This is a genomic window from Paenibacillus sp. FSL H7-0942, from assembly GCF_045040715.1.
Classification (GTDB): Bacteria; Bacillota; Bacilli; order Paenibacillales; family Paenibacillaceae; genus Paenibacillus; species Paenibacillus amylolyticus.
Genome location: NZ_CP150279.1, coordinates 1,476,516 through 1,498,739, shown reverse-complemented (window position 1 = coordinate 1,498,739; position 22,224 = coordinate 1,476,516). Strand labels below are relative to the sequence as shown.

15 protein-coding genes are annotated in these 22,224 nt (G+C 46.3%); 2 read left to right on the top strand and 13 right to left on the bottom strand.

Going from position 1 to position 22,224, the window contains the following annotated elements:
* Positions 1 to 327 precede the first annotated feature (327 nt).
* Positions 328 to 2,610, bottom strand: a complete 2,283-nt coding sequence (locus MHI48_RS06615) for a YhgE/Pip domain-containing protein (protein ID WP_076319160.1) — start codon at positions 2,608 to 2,610, stop codon at positions 328 to 330.
* Between the two features lie 206 nt (positions 2,611 to 2,816).
* On the bottom strand, positions 2,817 to 3,398 hold the full coding sequence (locus MHI48_RS06610) for a TetR/AcrR family transcriptional regulator (RefSeq protein ID WP_036611349.1): 582 nt from the start codon (positions 3,396 to 3,398) through the stop codon (positions 2,817 to 2,819).
* Positions 3,399 to 3,780: 382 nt separating this feature from the next.
* Here MHI48_RS06610 and MHI48_RS06605 point away from each other — a divergent pair, with 382 nt between their 5' ends.
* Positions 3,781 to 4,995 (top strand): UDP-N-acetylglucosamine--LPS N-acetylglucosamine transferase, encoded by a 1,215-nt coding sequence (locus tag MHI48_RS06605; protein ID WP_036611351.1) that lies wholly within the window; start codon positions 3,781 to 3,783, stop codon positions 4,993 to 4,995.
* A gap of 275 nt (positions 4,996 to 5,270) precedes the next feature.
* On the opposite strand, the gene MHI48_RS06600 is transcribed toward MHI48_RS06605, so the two are convergent.
* Both MHI48_RS06600 and thpR read right to left on the bottom strand, forming a co-directional pair.
* Positions 5,271 to 6,128, bottom strand: coding sequence for a cell wall hydrolase (locus MHI48_RS06600; protein WP_047841962.1), 858 nt, complete (start codon positions 6,126 to 6,128; stop codon positions 5,271 to 5,273).
* A 130-nt stretch (positions 6,129 to 6,258) separates the two neighbouring features.
* Positions 6,259 to 6,861 (bottom strand): RNA 2',3'-cyclic phosphodiesterase, encoded by a 603-nt coding sequence (gene thpR, locus MHI48_RS06595; protein WP_047841961.1) that lies wholly within the window; start codon positions 6,859 to 6,861, stop codon positions 6,259 to 6,261.
* A 207-nt stretch (positions 6,862 to 7,068) separates the two neighbouring features.
* Here thpR and MHI48_RS06590 point away from each other — a divergent pair, with 207 nt between their 5' ends.
* Entirely contained in the window at positions 7,069 to 8,025 is a 957-nt protein-coding gene (locus MHI48_RS06590; RefSeq protein ID WP_405143494.1) for a D-2-hydroxyacid dehydrogenase, read from the top strand.
* 123 nt (positions 8,026 to 8,148) lie between these two features.
* Here MHI48_RS06590 and MHI48_RS06585 read toward each other — a convergent pair whose 3' ends face one another.
* The 9 genes from MHI48_RS06585 to MHI48_RS06545 all read right to left on the bottom strand — a co-directional run bounded on the left by MHI48_RS06585 (position 8,149) and on the right by MHI48_RS06545 (position 21,999).
* Positions 8,149 to 9,126, bottom strand: a complete 978-nt coding sequence (locus tag MHI48_RS06585; protein WP_405143492.1) for a TRM11 family SAM-dependent methyltransferase — start codon at positions 9,124 to 9,126, stop codon at positions 8,149 to 8,151.
* 339 nt (positions 9,127 to 9,465) lie between these two features.
* Positions 9,466 to 11,178 (bottom strand): methyl-accepting chemotaxis protein, encoded by a 1,713-nt coding sequence (locus MHI48_RS06580; RefSeq protein ID WP_405143490.1) that lies wholly within the window; start codon positions 11,176 to 11,178, stop codon positions 9,466 to 9,468.
* Positions 11,179 to 11,463: 285 nt separating this feature from the next.
* Positions 11,464 to 12,489, bottom strand: coding sequence for an MsnO8 family LLM class oxidoreductase (locus MHI48_RS06575; RefSeq protein ID WP_405143488.1), 1,026 nt, complete (start codon positions 12,487 to 12,489; stop codon positions 11,464 to 11,466).
* 21 nt (positions 12,490 to 12,510) lie between these two features.
* Complete coding sequence (locus tag MHI48_RS06570) at positions 12,511 to 13,926, bottom strand: deoxyguanosinetriphosphate triphosphohydrolase family protein (protein WP_405143486.1); 1,416 nt, start codon at positions 13,924 to 13,926, stop codon at positions 12,511 to 12,513.
* Positions 13,927 to 14,607: 681 nt separating this feature from the next.
* A complete protein-coding gene (gene htpG / locus MHI48_RS06565) occupies positions 14,608 to 16,488 on the bottom strand; it encodes a molecular chaperone HtpG (RefSeq protein ID WP_405143484.1) in 1,881 nt (626 codons plus the stop codon).
* 1,289 nt (positions 16,489 to 17,777) lie between these two features.
* A complete protein-coding gene (locus MHI48_RS06560) occupies positions 17,778 to 17,918 on the bottom strand; it encodes a hypothetical protein (protein WP_405143482.1) in 141 nt (46 codons plus the stop codon).
* Between the two features lie 90 nt (positions 17,919 to 18,008).
* Positions 18,009 to 18,908 carry a nickel transporter permease gene (nikC, locus tag MHI48_RS06555; protein WP_405143480.1) on the bottom strand — a complete coding sequence of 300 codons (900 nt, stop codon included), beginning with the start codon at positions 18,906 to 18,908 and terminating at the stop codon, positions 18,009 to 18,011.
* Positions 18,909 to 19,137: 229 nt separating this feature from the next.
* Entirely contained in the window at positions 19,138 to 20,142 is a 1,005-nt protein-coding gene (locus MHI48_RS06550) for an ABC transporter permease (RefSeq protein WP_017690144.1), read from the bottom strand.
* A gap of 207 nt (positions 20,143 to 20,349) precedes the next feature.
* Positions 20,350 to 21,999: an ABC transporter substrate-binding protein gene (locus tag MHI48_RS06545; RefSeq protein WP_405143478.1), complete on the bottom strand. Its 1,650-nt coding sequence runs from the start codon at positions 21,997 to 21,999 to the stop codon at positions 20,350 to 20,352.
* Between the last annotated feature and the right edge of the window lie 225 nt (positions 22,000 to 22,224).

The following is a 22,224-nucleotide window of genomic DNA, read 5'->3' as shown; positions in this document are numbered from 1 at the left end:
TGCAGTACAGCATTACAGTAGTGACGTTTAAATTCATCTCTTTTTCGAATAATTATACACTTTTTAAGCCAGAGTACAACTGAATTAAATTGCTGACAGAAGAAAATCGTTCCATGTGCAGCCTAGGTTTATCCATAATTCCACCAAATTTTCACTGCTTAAGCCAGCGAAACTTTACTTCTCTATGCATTTGTATACAAAATAGCCTGCAACCCCTTTTTGGGGTCACAGGCTATTTGCACTATTTGACTACTATATTGCATAATTTCACTACAAGAAAATAAAGTTTTTTTCAAAAATATGACCCTGCTGAAGATCAGGTTCGACTTATGCCGTCACAACTTGACCAGAATCAGCCTGTTCGACTTCTTTTTTCGGACGTCTGCCATTCCAGAGGAAGTAAGCAAGCGTCAGCAGAATGGATACACCTGCATAGATGCTAAGAATACCTGCCTGATGCCACATCACATCCAGATTACCACTCGATACCACGGCTTTGAAGCCCATAATGCTGTGTGTCATTGGCAACCAAGGGCTAAATGCCTGAAGCCATGATGGAATCAGTTCTACAGGGAAGGTCCCTGCACTAGCCGCAAGCTGGAAGACCAGAAGCAGAATGACAACATAACGTCCAGGCAGATCCAGCCAGGTTACAAGTGCCTGAACAATCAACATGAAGGTCAGCCCCGTAATAATGGTAAACAGGTAGAACAGCCCTACGCTGTGCGTCTCCAGTCCAAGACCATATAACATGAAACTTGCCACGATAACCGATTGGAAAATACTCACGGACCCAAATACCAGTGTCCGGCTGACAAAACGATTCCAGCCTGTTGCACCAGGTACGGACGTTTCCCGCATTTTCAATACAATCGTGGAAATCAACGATCCCACAAACAGACCGATCGACAGGAAGAACGGTGTCAATCCTGTACCATAATTACTCACGTTCTCTGCTGTATTCTCCGAGGAGTTTACCGGTTCAGCGAACATGTTCACTACATCATCCGTTTTCTTAACTTCGGATGTTTTCTGTGCGGCATCATTCAGCTTGGTTTCCAATTCACTCGAGCCATCTTTTAGCTCAGTAAGGCCGTCAGCCAGTTTGCCCGCGCCATCACCCAATTGCTTGGAACCATCGGTTAGTGAACTAACGCCACCACTGAGTTTACCTACACCCGTTTGCAAAGCTGTTGTTCCTGAGCCCAGCTGCTTGGCACCATCTGCAAGCAATGTACCGCCACTTGCAGCATCACCCAATTTGCCGCTGAACTGCTTCAGACCATCGGAGAGTTTCGCTCCTCCTTGACTAAGCTGCCCTGCACCAGCCAGCAATTGTTTCTGACCATCCACCAGCTGGTTCGCACCAGCAAGAAGTTGCTCCTGACCTCCATGAAGCTCGGTTGCACCCGCAGCCAGTTGCTGGTTGCCCTGATGCAGCTGATCTGCACCTTGTGCCAGCTTCTGCTCGCTCTCATGCAGTTGTGCACTGCCATCAGCAACAGCTTCACTTGCTGCAAGCAGCTTCTGTACATCCGCATTTTCAGCCAGTTCGGGGTTCGATGCAGCAAGCTGTTTCAATCCGGCGGCTACACCCTGTGCACCATCAGCAACCTTGGAGCTGCCATCTACAGCCGATTGCAGGCCTGTTGCCAGAGTGCCACTGCCCTGAACAGCACTTTGCAGACCATCCGACAGCTTCGCACTGCCCTGTTCTGATGATTTCAGACCAGCCTGCAACTTACTTGTGCCATCCAGTGAAGACTGGAGTCCAGTTTCCAACTTGGCGCTACCATCCTTCAACTGATCTGCTCCGCTCTGAAGCTGGCTCGAAGCAGCTGCCTGAAGCTGTTGCAGACCGGATACAAGATTTGATGTTCCACTTTCAAGTTTGGTTGCCCCTGTGTGCAGCGCGTTAACACCATCACTTAATGGAGAAAGTCCTTCCTGAAGTTCAAGCGTTCCGGATGCAAGCTTCGCCAGGTTATCCTTGAGCTTAACAGCACCATCATCCAGTTTGCCTGCGCCAGTATTCAGTTCACCCGCCCCATCGCCTGCTTCAGCCAAGCCATCCGATACTTCGGAGAACTTGTCGAGCAATGTCTCTGCATAGGATTCCGTTACTTTGGCTGAGACTTTTGCTTTCAGGTCCTTAATAGCGGTCTTACCGATCTGTGCACCAACAAAGCTATAATTGCCATTCGGTTCATAGATCAGATCAGCCGGCTCCGGCTTGTCATCGAGCAATGTTGTTGCTTGGGATGAGAAGTTCTCCGGAATCGTAATTTGCATATAATATTTGTCATTATTCATGCCTTCTTTGGCTTGACTGGCACTGACAAAATCCCATTTAAAATCGGCATTTTTCTTCAACTCATCCACCAGATCACTACCTACATGGAGGGATTTGCCCTCCAACTCAGCGCCTTTGTCCAGATTAACAACGGCAACCGGCATCTCATCCACATGACCATACGGGTCCCAATAGGCCGCCAGATAGATGCCACTATACAGGATCGGTATAAACATAATTGCGATAACAGGGATCAACACCTTCGGGTTTCTCACGGCCGATCCCACATCCTTGAAAAACACGGATAAAGATTTCATGTCATTTTCTCCCCTTAATCTCTCTGCTCCATGAGCAGGAATAACCATAATGAAATACAATGTCGCATTCCAGAAAACATACTGAAACACGAAGTGACCACTTTCCTCAAACGGTCACTTCAGGACAAAAAAACAACCTGTCTTCCGACAAGCCTCCCTGCTTGATACACGTGAAAATCCTTATATTATAGTAGATTAAATTCGGATTACGTTACAGCAGCAATTCCTTCCATTAAGAAAAGGCGAAAGTAAGTCTTGATTTCCTCTTTGCTCAGCGGTTGATGTTGTTTGCTCCAGTCTGAGGTGAGTGCAATATACAGGCGAATCATCATAAATGCGACGACTTGCGGATCACAATCTCGAATCTCTCCATTGTCTTTTGCTTTCTCAAGCTCCTTAGCCAGAAAGTCGGAGATTACTTTCTCCACCTTGTCCAAACCTTCCTTGGCCTGCAGCGTTCCAAAGTCCTTCAGCTCCTGAGATAACTTAACGAGCAGATCGTGATCACGACGAAACTCCAACAAGGCATCCAGTACCCGAAACAGATTATCGAAAAATGCACTTTCCTGATGTACTTCACGATGTGCGATGTTTTTCATTTCCTGAATCACTTCTACCAGGATCTGATCAAACAATTGTTCCTTATTGGTGAAAAACGTATAGATCGTTCCTTTGCCAACGTTCGCAATCTTGGCGACCTGATCCATCGTCGTTGCTTTGTATCCAAACATGGCAAACGACTGGGCTGCTGCATGAATAACCTGCTGTCTCCTGTCAATCGGAGCCATCTAATCCCTCCTTTAATCACATTCATTGTTCAATCGCTCTACATAAATGACCAAAAATACAATTCAGTCATTCGGTCAAAAAATACAATACCACCTTCGAAAACAGATTGCAACCCTAACATTTTAAAAATTGTGTTAATATTTTTTAACCTAAATGCAGTGGAAACTCCTTCTTTCGTCGTCTATAGTGTAAGATGACTCAGATAATACGTGTATATAATGAAGTTTAGGTTGTCTCATTGTAAGATATATGGTGTAAATATTCATAGAAGAAACATGATTTTGCGCTTCAATGTATATTCATGTAGTAACGCATTCCATAGCTAGAATAAACAATGAATATCTTCATTTTGAATTAAAACTTATGAATAAAGGTGAACTCATGCGAAAACCAAGAGTGCTCTTATTATCGGAAGGTTTCGGTACCGGTCACACTCAGGCCGCTCATGCGCTGGCACATGGCATCAAAAAAGTCAGTCCACATGTTCACAGTCGTGTCATTGAACTAGGCAAATTTTTGAACCCAACGGTAGCTCCACTAATTTTCTCTGCATATCGAAAGACACTATCGGTTCAACCCAAACTGGTCAGCCTGTTGTACCGCACACAGTACAATAAATCATTAAATGGTTTTACCAAGCTGGCGTTGCACCGAATTTTCTATACACAGACGGCACAGGTCGTATCCCAACTGAAACCCGATGCGGTGATCTGTACCCATCCTTTTCCGAATGCTGTCATCTCCCGGCTTAAACGCCAGGGTCTGAATATCCCGCTCTATACGGTTGTGACGGATTATGACGTGCACGGAACATGGATTAATCCGGAAGTGAACAAATATCTGGTCTCTACCCCTCAGGTCAAAGCATTGCTTGAGATCCGGGGTGTTGATCCCTCCCATATTCAGATCACGGGAATCCCTGTGCATCCAGACTTCTGGGAAGCAGGAGATAAGGTGAAGCTACGGGAAGAGATGGGGCTTCAGAACATGCCTACAGCGCTACTTATGGGTGGTGGATGGGGACTTTCGTTTGATGAGGATCATATGAAAGCTCTCACGTCTTGGGCAGATCGTGTTCAATTGGTCTTCTGTCTAGGAAGCAATGAAAAAATGATCGCAAAAATGAAGGAAATGCCTTGCTTCCAGCATCCGAATATTCGTATTCTGGGATATACACGGGAAGTAAGTAAACTGATGGATGTATCCGATGTGCTGATTACGAAGCCAGGCGGCATGACATGCACTGAAGCGCTGGCCAAGGGTCTACCGATGTTGTTTATCCCTCCGATTGCAGGTCAAGAGGAAGAGAACTGTGAATACTTTGTACAAGCCGGATACGGCCAGGTCATTCACTCTGCCGACGTGATCACCAATCGTTTCAGACAACTAGTGGAGCAGGCATCTACTCAAACTGAAAGCCCGCTGAACGTAGCGCATCATTCAGGTAACCATTCGGTCTATGATCCGAAGTGCTGTGCTCAAGCTGTTCATGACTTATTGTTTCCGACTACAGCCGAAGTCACAACAACCTCCTTGGAGCGCTTCACAGCCGGAATTACTGCCACGTCCTTGTCAGGTACCAGAATACCATTCTGATGCCTCTACGGACCTATAGAACAGCTCTCACGAGGTGTTATTGGGGGCAAGACAATTGCTCACGATATACAAAGAAGGTTCCCTTCCGAATTTTTGGAAGGGAACCTTCTTTTATTTTCACTAATTCCACCGTATGATTTGGCAGAAAAAAGGGTAATTTAGAGTATAACGATATTTTTAAATAACGAAATAAAACTACGATTCAGGCTTTTTCAAGGGCCGTGTGAAGCACACACAGTTAACTACCCTGCCTGTTTGCAGAATTTACGGGTCGATTACTTGTAAAAAGTATGATGACCGATCGTTTTTACTTTTTTCTGCGAGCGGGCAACTGTCAGATCGTCAGCAAGCGTCAATGATAAGAAATAATACGTATCATCGGCAACTTCCTTCTTCCCATTCAACGCAGCATTCACTGCTTTGATGCTGTCCTCGTTGGGAACCACACGTTTCATACGTCCGTTCGCTACAGGACTAAACTGGGATTTCTGATGGATGACCTTGTAAATGGTATCGGGAAAATTGGCTGACCGCAGCCGGTTTAAGACAACATTGGCAACTGCCACTTTGCCTTCGTACGGTTCACCTTCCGCTTCTGCCATGACGATTTTTTGCAGCAGATGCAGTTCTTTATCGGACACACTGTATGACCAGGTTGCAAGTTTCGAGTCTTCCTGGTTCAGAAGTTTGGTCCGTGTAAAGTATAGTTTTTGGGGGGGAGTTGTTACAGCAGCGACTTCTTTGGCACGTTTCACTTTGGCCAATTTCAGTGCAGCTTCTTTTTTGGCTTTGGCCGCAGCTACCGCTCTAGCTTTGTTCTTGGCCTTGGCTTCTTGCAATTCCTGCTCTTCTTGAGCAGTCGTAAGCCAGTTCTTCGCTGGCAGAGATTCAGTCCACGCTACGGTTTGGGCAGACAGATTAGAGGACAGACTTGTCCCATCTTCCATCATGCGCCTCTCTTCTTGCGTAGATGTTTGGTTATTTTGCCCAGAAGCCGCAAGTTCGGTCATCTGTTTACTATCACTAGCTTCATTCCACTTCCCCGTCGCCTGAACGACATTTACCCCCACTATACATACAAGCAGCACTGATAACATCGGTGCTACCCAACGATTTTTGCTTATAATGTTCATTCGAAGATTCCTCCTGTCGAAACAATTCCCTTAACTAAGTAACCCAAAAAAAAGAATTTGAATAACGATGGCTAATATTACATAGGGATAAACGTTATGTCAATGTGATTTTATGGCATAAAAATGATTATCAGGAAAAAGTGAACGTATCCACGGCCTCATACATTGGCGATTGTCCCAGCCTTGTCACATAAAGTACAATGTCCTCCACCATCCATGAATTAACACCTGTGGAATGTTCCGGAAGCACTCCAGATATCCCTTTATTTTCATTACCTGGAAGCTGTCCCAGATATTTTCTGGCAATGGTAATGTGGGGAGCATAAGGTCTTAATTCAGCTTCATACCCCAGGGGCGAAGTTGCCTGCACGATTTGTTTTTGCAATGAAAACAAGTGCTCTATCTCTCCGCTAACACCTTTCCAAAGCACCTTAGGTGCTTCTTCAAGTCCAAATGTGCCCCAGTCGGAAAGCTGAAGTTCAAACGGCTGAAATCCGCTTGCTGCTGAGCGCAATGCTTTTCGCAGGTGCCCAATGTCACTAACTAACGTATCCCCCAGAAATTGCAAGGTTATATGATAATCTCTATGATCTGTCCATTTACGAAAATCTAGCTTGTTCTGTACAAGCCTCGCATCCATCTGAAGAGACTGCTGAACAGCAACAGGAAGACGAATGGCTACAAACAATCTTTCCCGTCGGGATGAATGATCCTGATGTGATTGGTTATTCATTGCATACACCTCTCTAAAGTTCGCTCTATTATTTCATAACTATACATATCGTTTCAAGTTGGGTAAGTATAGAGTGACACAAATATAACCATTTGCAAATAAGGCTAGATTCCTGCATTTCCCACCTTAATGCACATCCAACACCAAATCTGATACACTTTAATCATCAAACTCATCAAACTATTTATCTCAGGAGGACCACACATTATGGGTAAAATTGTATGTTTTCCATCTCTATCCGAAGAACAGCAACAACGAATTCAGAATACTGCACCAGGATACACCCTGAAATTCGGAAAAGCCAAGGAATTGGACCCCGCTGAGTTGAAAGAAGCTGAGATTATTCTCGGCTGGTCCCCACTCGTCACAGAACATGCATTGAAACAGGATAGCCTGTTGAAGTGGGTTCAGGTCTGGTCTGCTGGTGTGGACAATCTCCCCTTCGCAGATTTGCAACAAAAGAACGTTCAGGTCACCAGTGCAAATGGAGTTCACGCGATTCCAATCACCGAAATTATTCTGGGCATGATGTTATCCCACAGTCGCTGGCTGAGACAAGCTATGCTGCATCAACAGCAGGCCGAATGGAAAGCTCCTGCCAAACCACTGCCGGAACTGCATGGCAAAACAGCGGTCATCGTTGGTGTAGGTGAGATCGGTACGGAAACAGCCCGTATTCTTAAAGCACTCGGCATGCGCACGATCGGAGTTCGCCGCTCAGGTAAGGATGTCCCCAATGTGGACCAAATGTACGACATGACCGGTTTACATGAAGCCTTGAGCCAGGGCGATTATGTAATTAACATTTTACCGCTAACTGATGAAACCAAACATATATATGATCAAACTGCATTTGAGCAGTTCCGATCCGGTACCTGCTTCGTCAATGTAGGCCGTGGCCCCAGTGTGAAAACGGAAGCCTTGCTGAATGCACTCCAAAACGGCCAAGTTGCCTTCGCCGCACTGGACGTGTTCGAAGAAGAACCTCTTCCTGCAGACCACCCGCTATGGAGCATGGATAACGTGTTAATTACGCCCCATATCGCAGGAAGTACAGAGCAATACGCGGATCGAGCAGTTGATATTTTCATCAAAAATCTGGAAGCTTACGTCGCTGGCGATACCCTGCCGTTGAACCTTGTTGATTATAGTCATAAATATTAACACAAACACCCGTTCCCATGCAATATTGTGCAAATCAGATCAACGATATCAATTGATATGTACACAGTAAAAAACTCTACCTCTGGAAATTTCCTCAGAGGTAGAGTTTTTGTTTTTTCACGCTTACATACACAGCCAAATATGACGTATAAACGTGCCTTTGTGTACTGTTCGGTACTCTTTTACAGTCCATCCCGCTTCCAACAAGTGCTCTTCTACCCACTCTGTGGAAACAATCACCGCCCGTTTTGCCAATCTGCGCAAACTCTCCAGCATGGCTCGTTGCTCAGCATCCGGAAGTACAGAGCAGAGATTATAGGGCATGTCCAGAATTGCCGCATCATACAAATCTTGCAGTTCATTCATATCCCCCAGTGTGATTCGATCTGAATCATATCCATAATGCGGCAGATTGATTCGCGCACCTCGGACAGCCAGAGGATTGAGATCGTTACCTTTTGCATCAATTCCCATGGATAAAGCCTCAATCACAACCGTTCCCATACCACAGCATGGATCAAGCAACCGATGGTTTTCTACTCTCGGAACAGCAATGTTAACCAGCGCTCTCGCGAGCGTGATGCCAAATCCAGTTGAGTAATTTTGCGGCTTCTGCCGGTGAATCTGCCATGATCGATCCGCTTCTGTCCACTGGCCCAAGATCCATTTTTCTCCTGTTCGGATTAGGCCGAAAGTCACCTTAGGTTTTTTCATCTGTGCCTTGCCTTTAATGCACATGCCAACTTCTTTTTCCAGTTGACGAGACTGTGCATAATCAGGGGCTTGATCCCCTTCTTTTAGACAAACTACCTTGAATGTCTCATCTGGCAACAGGTGAATATTTTTGGCAAGAGGAAGCAGATCTGTCACGCTGCCCCCTTCGCCGATCACGTCCAGTCTGCCATGGATAAAAGGACTGCGTCCAGGTGGAATACATCGGTCAGACCACACATACGATCCCGTATCCATATGGATCTCCGAACTCGGCACAAGCAGCGTATTCAGCTCCAGCATGCATAATTCTTGCTCGTTCTCGTGGCAAGCAAAGGTATAGAGGTGTTTCCCAGAAGTAGCGTAAATACCAAGTGTTTCATCAGGCAAAATCCCCCTCTCCTTCCTTCATTAATCATGTTTCTTCTATATAAATAGTAAGCTCATTGAAGACATATCAAATACGACTCAAACGTTTGCTTCAGGTAGTCATTGTATACAATGTTAGACTGCTAGACAACTACCCATTTCCTTGCACGTATCTATTTGGACAGAAAAAAATAAGGTGTTCCCATTGTTGAGGAACGCCTTACTTTATTTTGAGATTATAACATTGGAAATCTAATCGTTCTTGCAGTATACGTTATAGGCCAACAGCTCATATATCATACTGATTTCTCACCATTAGCCGCCTACGTGATTCCAGCTTCTTCTATTATAAGAACAAGGTTATATTTTTAATTTTTCAATGGATGTAAGCAAATCTTCCGATAATTCTTTCAGACTTTGAATGTTGCCGCTAATCGTTTCCATGGAACTTACTTGCTCTTCCGCCGATGCAGAAACTTCTTCCACACTCGCTGCCGATTGTTCCGAAACAGCGGAAATCTGCTGACTGAAATCATTCATTCGTCCGCTTGCTTCCTGCATGCCTGCCAGTCCATCTGTCATAGTGCTGATGACACCAACCATGCCTTCCACCGATTCATTAATTGTACGGAAGAGTTGACCTGAAGTAAGCACATGTTCCTGCCCCAGTTCGGTCTCCTGAACGTTCGTACGTAATTCCGCAACCACCCCTTGTGACTCCTGCTGAATATCCTCGGTAATCGCCGTGATCTCTTCAACCGAAGTCTGCACAGCCTCAGATAACTTCCTCACTTCTGATGCCACTACGGCGAATCCGCGTCCACTCTCTCCCGCACGCGCTGCCTCAATGGAGGCATTTAATGCCAGCAAATTGGTTTGGCGTGCAATGTCATGAATGACCTGAACCAGCTTGGAAATATCTTCATTTTTACGATTCAACCGTTCCATCTTGTTCATGGAAGCAGAGACCGAACCGGAAATCTGTTGCATCTGCTGCACTGATTGTTCCATCACCTTGCGACCATTCAACCCTTGCTCCAGTACAAGATCCGACATGACGCGCAACTGGCTGCCTTGTTCCGTATGATTCTGAATGTGATCATTCAACACTTCAACCGTACGGGCTGATTCCACAGCTGTCTCTGCCTGGCTCTCTGCAGCCTTGGCTGACTCTTCCATGGTCACAGCAATCTGGCGACTACCAATCTTAACCTCTTCTGAGGATATTGCAAGTTCCCCGCTTTGTAGATTAACAGCTTCCGCAATTCGTCTGACGCTCAGAACCATGGAAGTCAGGTTACCTTTCATGTCATTCACCGCTTTGGCCAGAACACCAACTTCATCCTCATGTTTGGTATGTATGTCCTGAACATTCAATTGTCCTTCTGCAATCAGTTTCACCGCACTAATGACACGTAGCAGTGGTTTCACGACCTGTGAACGAATAATCGGAATGCTGATCGCTGTAATGGCAATCATGACAAGAACACCGATAATGATGATTAATCTACCATCCTGCACTGATCTGATCGTTTGGGCCGCCGCAAGATTGGACTGTTCCTGATTGTATTCCACAAGATAATCAAGATCGACTTGCATGGTGTCAAAGGAATCAGCACCTTTATCAGCTACTTCCTTCGCCAGCTGTGTCTGACCCTCATCACTTAGCTTGATCGATTGCGTATTAATCTTGAGATACGCTTCCCATTTGTTCTTGAACGCATTCCAGTGTTCGAGCTCTTCTGCAGACTTCTCCTGCTGATCATAGATTTTAATCGCCTGCGTCGTTTCACGAATATACTTGGTACGCTCTTCTGACAAAAATGCCTTGTCTGTTTCTTCCGCGTCAAAGTGACGATAACTTAGTGACAGGACATGCTCTGTGGTATAATTTAACCGGTTAATTTGCTGGATTGATGGCATCCAATTGTTCGTAATTTCATTAGTGTTGGTTTCAATTGAATTCATCCGGGTGACAATCGTGACACTCAAAATAATTAAACAGAGGATTAACAAGTAGAACGCGATGCTGATACGCAGACCGATACTCTTGATCTTGAATCTGCTGAACATATGATTTCCCCCTTGACCTCTTCGGTCATCCCGAATTCAGGTGCTTATGTCATCGTTTTCCCCTTCTTTTGACCTCTTGTCAAAAGAACTTCTCTATATTATATCGATAGGAAAATAGACGTAAAGTATTATAACATTATTTTGTCATTAAGATGCTTGGTTTTGTAAAAGATTGTTGAATCTTGACAAAGTCCAAACCGAAGAGCTGCAGCATACGGTAAAGTCCCGATCTGCAGCTCTTCGGTTTGTTCGGATTTCAACGGCTAACATCATAAAGCGATCAGCCTAGTTCAGTATTGCTGTCTTATGCTCAGCCAGCAATCGATATGAATCCAACCTGCGCTCATAATCTGGTCCCGCCGTAACCAGAAGCAAACTTTCCGTATCCAGCCTTCGACTCACCTCTTTTAATCGAGCCCATACCTGCTCAGGTGTACCTGCATAGTGCCGTACCGATTCATTTTGATCACTAACGGCTTCATCATTCGTATTAGAGACCGCGGTACCACTTGAATTCGGCTCAGTTGAATGTTCTTTCCCATCCAGCTTGCGCCTCTCCGCCATGTCACGACTCCAGTCCAAAGCATCCGTCTCTGACTCGGCACACAATACGCTGACTGCCACCATAACCTCAGGCTCCTTCATCGTTGCACTAGGCATAAATCCTTCTCGGTATCGCCTTACAGCCTCTGTACCATCGGCATCACTCATGAATTGACCAAAGACATATCCCATGCCAAACCGTGCCGCAAATTCTGCACTCTTCACGTTAGTTCCCAACATCCAGAGTGATAACGGGAGCTCGGGAATCGGACGAGCTGTCACGGAATGATCCTCGTACATGTAACGGTCTTCGAGCAGTTCTGTGAGTGCTGCGAGTGATTCAGGCAGCTTGGACACATGCTGCAAGTAATTGCCACTGAGTGCCATCGTGGCATGAGGTCCACCGCCAGGAGCACGTCCGAGCCCAAGCTCAATGCGCCCCGGATAGAGCGCAGCCAGCAGGCGGAACGACTCCGCAACCTTGAGCGGGCTATAATGCGGCAACAAGACCGCACCAGAGCCAAGTTGGATCGTTGTTGTCCTTGCTCCGATGTGCGATAACAGTACTTCGGGAGAGGCCGATGCCAGTTCAGCCATATCATGATGCTCTGACGTCCAGTATCGGGCGTATCCCCAAGCCTCGGCATGTTGCGCAAGTGTCACCGATTGTTGAAGCGCCTGTTCCGCTGTGACATCGTTTAACCTTGGAACAAGGTCAAGTACGCCCAGACTGAACGTCTCACTCATTCGCTTAGCCACGCGTCTCATCTCCCTTTATATCGGTTTATTTTAATCCAGATCGTAGATCGAACCCACCTTCAGACCGTAGAGTTCATTATATATTTTCTCGGCAAATGCATCCGTCATTCCTGCGATATAATCGATCACCATGTGTTCCCAAGTCCAGATCGGCTGGGCTTTGGCTTGATCCTTCTCATACCGCTGCAGCCAGTCGGATGGAATAATGGATTTGGACGTTTCCGGATCGAGGAATGCATCCCATAATCGCTTAATCATCCACTCACTGCGCTTTTGTAGCCGCTGTACACGTAGATCACGAATCATGGTCACCCAGGCAAAACTCTTGAGCACACTCACCGTACGCAGCATGTCGAGGTCTTCAGCCCCTTCACGGACAAAGGTTACCTTCTTCCAGTCACCGTCGTCAATAACGCCCAGACTGCCTACAAAAAAGCTCACCCAGTAGGCTTTCACCTCACGGCGGGTACGCGAGTAATCATGCTCGCAGAACGGCATCTTTTCATTCCAGATGCGCAGGAACGAAGCGAGGACCTCTTCTACCTTTTGCCCAATCGCTTCTCGGGTCCATCCGTTCCAGAACAGATCCTCCAGCGTTGTAATTTTATCCACAATCAGTCGATTCACATGCGGATCTTGCAGGAAATGCTCATGTACTTCAATTTTGCCTGCTTTGATGCCATCCTCCAAGTCATGTGAGGAGTACGCAATATCGTCGCAAAGGTCCATCAGCTGTGCTTCCAGCGTCTTCTTGCCCGCCGGTACGTTCCAGCGATCACGGATCTCCCGAATATATTGCCACTCATGATGATACATGCCTTTTTTGCTCTCTGTCCCAGGGTACGGATACTTGTTGATTCCTAGTAATACCGCATCAGACAGATTCAGTCCGTTGATATCTTCACGTTTCTCCAAGTGCATAATGAGACGGAAGTTGTGCGCATTGCCTTCAAAATGCTCGTATTTCCGTTTTAACTCGGCACGGACTTCAGACTCGACCTTGGGAACTTTGGCGCTGCGGCTTTTCTTCATGATTTTCTTAGCCTCGGTGTTGATGAGGTCATCCAGAATACCATCTAATACTTCTTCACCTTTATGTCCAAACGGCGGGTGACCAAAATCATGTGCGATTGCAGCGCACTCCACCACTTCTGAATCAATAATAAGGCCGGGGTTATCCGCGCGGTCCCAGTCTACCTCAGGAAAACGGCGAATCAAACTTCGGGCAGCCTCTCGTGCAATCTGTGCCACCTCCAGGGAATGGGTCAAACGAGTACGATAATAATCACCCGTTCCTGCGCCAAACACCTGCGATTTGCCCTGTAACCGACGGAAGGTCGGTGAATGAATGAGTCTCGAATAGTCCCGTTCATACGCTGCACGAGATCCATCCAATTTGGTTAATTCAGGATATTGTCTATGTTCTCTCAGATCGTTCCATTGCATGGGGATCACTCCTAGCCGACTGTCTCTATTTTGAGTGATTATACACAACATCTGTGGTTTCGAAAAGTAAAACCTGTCTGCGATTGTCATCTCTTCTTACATCAACTTGTAATGAACAGTCATCTTCTCTTATTATACCCTGCCAGACTATCATCCGTGCATCTAAATGACAATGATTCATATTGAACTCATTATTCACATATGCTCGCTCCATAGCAGAACAACCATAAGTACTTACTGTGCCACCAGGTGGCCGTTCCGGTTACGGATCGTTCTTCTGATCGCTGTTGTCTCCAGGTTTTCTGAATTCCCTTTATTAAGGGAAAAACCCGGAGACAAAGGCGAGCGCTTCGCTTCTTCAGAATCGATTCCGTCCCCTTCACTACTTTTGCGTCCTTAAAATACATAATGGTATTCATCATCCAGCTCGCTAAAATCGAGTGAAAATCAAGTTCAATTTAGAAAATATCATCATTTGTTTCAATGATAGTATGCCTCCCCTGCACCCTCCCCGTTGTGGGTAAAAAACAAAAACCGACAGGACGGAAATGCCCTGTCGGATGAATATGGTGGATGCAGCGTTGCGATTTAGCTACTAAACTTAATGTTCACGCAGTCTACTCTTGAAGCTACATGAACTTTTGCATCAAGGATATTATCGCACCCTTGTACGAAGGATTTTCACACCATAACCTTACAGATATCGTTGGTGAACTCTACTGGATCTTGAATTGGCAATCCTTCGATTAACAATGCCTGATGGTACAGCAGGCTAGTGTAGAGGTTCAGCTTTTCCTGATCCTGTGCGAAAGCGTCTTTCAACGATTTGAAGACATCGTGATTCACGTTGATTTCTAGCACTTTGTCGGCTTGTACGTTTTCGCTATTCGGCATAGCTTTCAGGATTTTCTCCATCTCAATCGTCAGCTCACCTTCAGTGGACAAACATACCGGGTGGCTTCTGAGACGTTTGGAAGCTTTAACAGCTTTGACTTTACCCGCCAATTGAGCTTGCATTGCTTCAAACAACTCTTTGTTGTCGTTGTCCTGAGCGTCCGTTTCTTCTTTGTCCGCGCTATCTTCGATACCCAGGTCACCACTGGAGATGGATTTGAATTCTTTCTCCTTGTAGTTCGTGATCATCTTGATTGCAAACTCGTCGATGTCATCGGTAAAGTACAATACTTCGTACCCTTTTTCAAGAACACCCTCGATCTGCGGCAGCTTCTCAATACGGCTAATGGACTCACCAGATGCATAGTAGATGTACTTCTGATCTTCCGGCATTCTGGAGACGTATTCGTCCAGGCTCACGAGTTTGCTCTCTTTGGAAGACGTGAACAACAGCAGATCCTGCAAAGTATCTTTGTTCACACCATAGTCGCTATATACGCCATATTTCAACTGACGGCCAAACGCTTGGTAGAACTTCTCGTAGTTCTCTCGCTCGTCCTTCAGCAGGCTTTGCAGTTGGCTCTTGATTTTGTTTTTAATGTTCTTCGCGATCAGGCTAAGCTGACGGTCATGTTGCAACATCTCACGGGAAATGTTCAGGGACAGGTCTTCCGAATCCACCATACCTTTAACAAATCCAAAGTAATCTGGCAACAGATCCCCGCATTTATCCATGATCAGTACACCGTTGGAGTATAGCTCAAGGCCTTTTTCATACTCTTTGGTATAGTAGTCAAACGGTGTGTTCTCCGGAATGAACAGGATTGCATTGTATACCACAGCGCCATCTGCGCTAATATGCAAGTGTTTAAGCGGTTTGTCAAAACCGTAGCGTTTTTCCATATAGAAGTTATTGTAGTCTTCTTCAGTCAATTCGCTTTTATTTTTACGCCAGATCGGCACCATGCTGTTCACGGTTTGTTCTTCTTGGTATTCCTCGAACTCGTTCTCCGTGCCCTCTTTTGGACGTTGACCCGTTACATCCATCTTGATCGGGTAGCGAATGAAGTCGGAGTATTTCTTGATGATGGATCTCAGGCGGTACTCTTCCAAAAATTCGTCATACGAATCTTCTTCGGTATTTTCTTTGATCGTCAGGACGATCTCTGTACCTACGGAGTCTTTCTCAGCTGGTGTGATTGTGTAACCATCCGCGCCTTCGGACTCCCATTTCCAAGCCTCGTCGCTGCCCAGCGTTTTACTTGTTACGCTCAGCTTGTCCGCCACCATAAATGCCGAGTAGAAACCAACCCCGAATTGTCCGATGATGTTGTGACCGTCTTTTGCTTCATTTTCTTTCTTGAACGCCAGGGAACCACTCTTCGCGATAACCCCCAGGTTGTTCTCCAGCTCTTCCTGCGTCATACCAATACCGGTATCTGTCAGTGTGAGTGTGCGGTTATCTTTGTCGATCGTGAGCTTGATGAAGTAGTCCTCTTTGTTGAAAACGAGTGTATCGTCCGTAAGTGCTCTGTAATAAATTTTATCAATGGCGTCACTGGAGTTGGAGATCAATTCTCTCAAAAAGATTTCTCTTTGCGTATAAATGGAGTTGATCATCATATCCAGCAAACGTTTGGATTCTGCCTGGAATTCTTTTTTAGCCATGAGTGGTTGGACTCCTTTCAAATTGGGATATCGAATGATTTGATTGAAAATAGAAAGTAACTGAGATAATCCTGCGGCCATTAGTAGACTCAAAAACCTTTGATCGCTCTAGTCCACAGATATTGTGCTTCACTTCTAACTGGCTCACTGTAAAAATAAGTGCACGACGTTCTGCAATGTAGCCGTTCCGGTTACGAATCGTTTTTCGGATCGCTGTTATCCCCGTATTTCTTTGATTCCCTTTTTAAAAGGGAGAAATCCGGTGATAGCATATGCTTCCGTAGCAGCTTTCTTTCAGAAAGCTTTTAGGCGAACGCTCCGCTTCCTCCAGATCGATTTCGTCCCCTGAACTACTTTTGCATTTGATCAGCGACTGATTTTTTAGGATAGAGAATATCAATGAAGTGATATTTCTTAGACGTGGAATGCAGCTTCAAGTCTGTTGCATACCTTGGCTTCGCATGTTCTACTCAGGTTCAATATCTATTTTCAAAAACAGAATCATTCCATATGTAAGCTTATAGTAAAAACATCATCTGTTAGCACTCTGATGATCGGAGTGCTAAACCCTTCCTTTTATATAACATATGGGAAAATTGGGTGTCAATACGTAGGCGGTTATTTTAACTAAAAGATCGAATAACTCTTTAACTTTTGCACATCACCAATTATTTTACCGTAATCCCGCAGGTAAAACAAAAGCCGACTCGAACCAGAGTTCGAATCGGCATGGGGAAAGATTTTATTATGTCTGTTGATATAGTAGATAGCGTTAAAACATATTCATTTAATGTACCTTGGAGTATCCTCGGTCTTACTGTGTTGAGACTGATGTAGGTTATATGGGTACTTTGGTACTTTGGTACTTTGGTACTTTGGTACTTTGGTACTTTGGTACTTTGGTATGTTGGTATCTTGGTATTGTGGTTGCTTGAATGTCTTGAGCAGCATGATAGTCACGCGCTAACGAATCTCAGAGGCGTTAATTGGCCTTTTTGGGATGACTTCATAATCTAACGAATCGTAGACATGGTATTTCTCGACTTTAGCCAACCTTTTGAGACTTTCCGCAGGTTTTCGCAAAATAACGCGTGTGAGGTTCGTTAGACTGGGAAATTGGCTGGAAATCGTAAAATAAGGGCTCCCGGGTTCTTTAGAGTTGAAGCAAATGTTGGCGTTACAGCTACAACTAGGCTTGCGATAAAAATTAGTGCTTACGGTTAGTGTTAACGTTGCCTTTGGCACGCATGCTGCGTTACAGAAGAAGTTAGGCTTGCAGAGCTAGAGTTTCAATCAAAATTGCAGTCTGAGTTCGAGCTTGGGTTACAAGTTACGGTTACGGTTACGGTTACGGTCACGGTCACGGTCACGGTCACGGTCACGGTCACGGTCACGGTCACGGTCACGGTCACGGTCACGGTCACGGTCACGGTCACGGTCACGGTCACGGTCACGGTCACGGTCACGGTCACGGTCACGGTCACGGTCAGAGTTACGGTTTGAGTTTGAGTTTGATAATTCTACTTTTTGGCCATTTTCGGATCAAGGGTGTCGCGCAGGCCATCGCCCATTAGGTTGAAGCCGAGAACGGTCAACATAATGGAAACGCCGGGGAAGATCAGTGTCCAGGGTGCTTTTTGTATAAACTGACGGGAGTCCGACAGCATTTTACCCCATTCCGGGTCGGGTGGCTGTGCACCCATGCCTAGAAATCCGAGTGCAGCAGCTTCGATGATCGCCGTTCCAATTCCCAATGTACCTTGCACGATCAGCGGAGTAAGGCTATTGGGCAAAATGTGGCGAAACAAGATTCGCCCATTGCTCGCTCCAAGTGTCCGTGCCGACGTAATGAATTCCTCCTGTCTCAAGCTGAGTACCCGTGAACGCACCAACCTTCCGTAGGTCGGGATATTCACGATGGCGATGGCGAGCAGTGCATTTTGCAACGAGGGGCCCAATATCGCCACAATGGCGATGGCCAGCAAAATCCCCGGAAAGGCAAGCAAGATATCAAATAGACGCGAGATGAGCATGTCCGCCCATTTTCCATAAAACCCGGCAATGAGACCAAGCAACGTACCCGCGATAATGGAACCAATGACGGAGAAAAAGCCCACCCACAAGGAAATACGCGCCCCATGCAGCACTCTGGAAAACACGTCACGCCCCAGATCATCGGTACCAAACCAATGCTCTGCCGAAGGGGACTGAAGCCGATCCACCAGCACCTGTTCCTTGTAATCGTAAGGTGCGATGTATGGCGCGAGGAAGGCCAACAGGATAAAAAATACGATAATAATCAGACCTGCAAGCGCAAGCCGATTTCTCCGAAACGTTCTCCACGCTTCCCGCCATGGACCGGATATGCTCGCCGACGCAGCGTCAATGGATGGTCCGGTATTGGTCGATAATTTGGCCATGCGGTGTCTCCTTTCTTGAACATGAATATAACAAAAGATCAACGCATTCTATTACACTCAAGCACTACGATTGCAGTATCATCTTCTGATCGCTGTTATCCCCAGATTATATTGATCCACCTATTTAAGGTGAAAATCTGGTGATAAACGCGCAGCCTATGCTTCCGATGTAGCTTTCTTTCAGAAAGCTTTTAGCTTCGATTCTGCAGATTGGTTCTTGATGAATTCCCTATTTATAACTAATACGAGGATCAAACACGGCGTAGAGCAAGTCCACAATCAGGTTAATCACCACGAAAAAGAACGCCACGATCAGAATGCCACTCTGGATCACCGGATAGTCCCGCGAACTAATCGCTTCATATATATAACGTCCCACGCCCGGCCAAGCAAAGATCGTTTCGGTCAACACCGCACCCCCGAGCAACGATCCGGTCTGGATGCCGATAACCGTGAGGACGGGAATAAACGCATTTTTGAGCGCATGTCCATATACGACAAAAAACGGACCCAATCCCTTCGCCTTTGCTGTACGAATGTAATCGGAACTCATCACTTCCAGCATGCTGGAACGGGTCATCCGGGCAATAACGGCCATCGGGATCGTACCAAGCGCAACACTTGGCAGGATCAAATGTTTCGTTACGGTCCACAACTGATTCCATTGTCCAGCAATCATCGTATCCAGCACATACAAGCCCGTAATGGCTTCCACCGGATCACGCGCATTCATGCGTCCAATGGATGGCAGCCACTGCAACTTGTTCGCGAACAACCATTGTTCCATCAGACCGAGCCAGAAAATCGGCATCGATACACCCACTAGAGCAATGACCATACAGCAATAATCAAACCAGGAGTTATGCTTCCATGCACTGACAATACCGGCATTCACCCCAATAATGACAGCAAACAACATACTTGCCATCGTTAATTCAAGGGTTGCTGTCAGATAAGGCACAATTTCCTGGGCAATAGGCACCTTGGTGCGGATGGATGTTCCCAGGTCACCTTTGAGCAAATCGCCCAAGTAGGCGAAATATTGCTGGAACCAAGGTTTATCCAGACCGAGCTGGTCACGAAGGGCCTGCTTGGATTGTTCGGTCGCCTTTTGCCCAAGTATGGTCTCAGCCGGGTCACCCGGAATGGCATGGATGATGGAAAAGACAATCAGGGTCATGCCCAGCAGTACGGGCAGCAACACAAGCACACGTTTGACAATATAGCTGTTCAATCCTGTTCACCTGCCTTCGACATATCGTGCAAAATAAAAAGCGCCGGCAAAAACGCATGCTTTGGATAGTTACGTCCGGATGTGGGTTCTGCCAAGCATTGCGTCTCACCAGCGCTTTGAAAGAAAGAATTAAAACGTAATCACTCCGAACTGTAGTGCCATCTTCAGATCGCAGTTATCCTGAAATGGATAAGTTCAGCTTACAGCTTACTCGAAATAAGCACCGGCATAGGATTCGGTGCCCAGTGGAGAAGGGACGAAACCTTTCAAGTTGGCTTTACCTGCCAGAATTGGCGTCGTGTGTACCAGAGGAATCCATGGTGCGTCTTCCTTGATCATCGCCTGCGCTTGTTTGTACAGTTCAGCACGCTTGTCCTGATCGGTTTCTTTCTGTGCACCCGTCAGCAATGTGTGTAATTCTTCGTTTACATAATAACTGCGGTTGTTGCTTGGAATGGCATCTTTATCCAGCAGTGTATACAGGAAGTTATCTGGGTCACCATTGTCACCTGTCCAGCCGAGCATGTAAATGTCGTCCTTCTCCCCGGCCTTTGTATCTTCGAGATACGTTGCCCACTCCGGTGATTCGATGGTGACAGTCACTCCGATTTTCTCAAAATCGGCCTGGATCGCCTCGGCCACCTTTTTGCCATCAGGCATATACGGGCGGGATACCGGCATCGCATAGAAAGTTACCGGATCAGGCAAACCGTCAGGGAAGCCAGCTTCGGCCAGTAAAGCTTTTGCTTTTTCCAGATCATATGGGTAATCCTCAAGGGTATCGTTGTATCCCCACAGCGTTGGAGGCATCGGGTTCACGGCAGGCTCAGCTTGTCCAGCAAAGAATGCATCAATAAGGGCCTGCTTGTTCACCGCATGATTGAGAGCTTGTCTGACTTTGACATTATCAAATGGTTTCTTCTTGAAGTTAAAACCGATATAGGCCACGTTGAACGGTGGACGCTCGATCTTCTGCAACTCGCTGTTGCCTTCAAGGATGGACAGATCGTCCGGGTTCAGGTCTTCCATGACATCAATCTCGCCGTTTTGCAGGGCATTGAAGCGAGCGGTATTATCCGGAATGGAACGCACGATTACTTTGTTCAGCTTTGGCAGTCCTTCTTTCCAATAATCCGCGTTTTTCTCCAGGGTGATGGAGTCGTTACGCTTCCATTCTTTGAATACAAATGGGCCGGTGCCCACAGGCTCGCTCTTAAAGTTCTCTTTTTTCTCCTGAATCGCGGTTGGGCTGGCAATGCCAAATGGCGTCATCGCAATATTTTGCAGGAAAGGCGCTTGTGGCTGGTTCAATGTGAACTCCACCGTAGTCTCGTCCGTCGCCGTCACTTCCTTGATCACACGTCCGTCCTCTGGACCAAACATGGAGTCGTAATAATCGAAGGAATCTCCCTCGAATTTATATTCACTCGCCGGATCGCCCCAGCGGTTGAAGTTGAACACAACAGCCTCTGCGTTGAAGTCAGTTCCATCATGGAATTTCACACCGGACTTCAGCTTAAACACATACTTTAGCCCATCCGCCGAAATCTCCCAGCTCTCTGCTAGTCCAGGAACGACCTCTGTTCCGCCTTCCTTGTAGTCCAGCAACGAATCAAACACCTGATGCCCAATCTTCAGCGACTCCCCATCGGTTACAATCGCCGGATCGAGTGCAACGGAATCCCCGCCACGCCCCATAATCATCGTATCTTGCGCTTCTGTCACCTCGGCTGGTGGCTCGCTGCCTTCCGCCGGAGCAGGTGAATTCCCAGCCCCCTCATTGCTCGAACAGCCTGACAACACCAAGACGGTACTCAAAGCCAGAGTCAAAAAACCGGACATCCATTTCTTTCTCATTCGCATACGTACAACACCCTTCCCTGTCTCATAATGTGTGTGATGCTGGCATGAAAGATCTCCAATGTTGGCAATTGGTTTGGTGCTATGTATCATATAAAAGGCTTTAGATGCCTGCGATACCTTAATTAAAGTTCTGGGAAAAGTACGGCATGTATATGAAATGTAAAAACAGCATGGGACACGTATGGAATACAGGTAAATTTCAGATCGTGCACATGGATT

Coding starts and splice junctions, on each gene's coding strand:
- MHI48_RS06615 (WP_076319160.1), bottom strand. CDS start 2,610: ATGAAATCTTTATCCGTGTTTTTCAAGGATGTGGGATCGGCCGTGAGA.
- MHI48_RS06610 (WP_036611349.1), bottom strand. CDS start 3,398: ATGGCTCCGATTGACAGGAGACAGCAGGTTATTCATGCAGCAGCCCAG.
- MHI48_RS06605 (WP_036611351.1), top strand. CDS start 3,781: ATGCGAAAACCAAGAGTGCTCTTATTATCGGAAGGTTTCGGTACCGGT.
- MHI48_RS06600 (WP_047841962.1), bottom strand. CDS start 6,128: ATGAACATTATAAGCAAAAATCGTTGGGTAGCACCGATGTTATCAGTG.
- thpR (WP_047841961.1), bottom strand. CDS start 6,861: ATGAATAACCAATCACATCAGGATCATTCATCCCGACGGGAAAGATTG.
- MHI48_RS06590 (WP_405143494.1), top strand. CDS start 7,069: ATGGGTAAAATTGTATGTTTTCCATCTCTATCCGAAGAACAGCAACAA.
- MHI48_RS06580 (WP_405143490.1), bottom strand. CDS start 11,178: ATGTTCAGCAGATTCAAGATCAAGAGTATCGGTCTGCGTATCAGCATC.
- MHI48_RS06575 (WP_405143488.1), bottom strand. CDS start 12,489: ATGAGACGCGTGGCTAAGCGAATGAGTGAGACGTTCAGTCTGGGCGTA.
- MHI48_RS06570 (WP_405143486.1), bottom strand. CDS start 13,926: ATGCAATGGAACGATCTGAGAGAACATAGACAATATCCTGAATTAACC.
- htpG (WP_405143484.1), bottom strand. CDS start 16,488: ATGGCTAAAAAAGAATTCCAGGCAGAATCCAAACGTTTGCTGGATATG.
- nikC (WP_405143480.1), bottom strand. CDS start 18,908: ATGGCCAAATTATCGACCAATACCGGACCATCCATTGACGCTGCGTCG.
- MHI48_RS06545 (WP_405143478.1), bottom strand. CDS start 21,999: ATGAGAAAGAAATGGATGTCCGGTTTTTTGACTCTGGCTTTGAGTACC.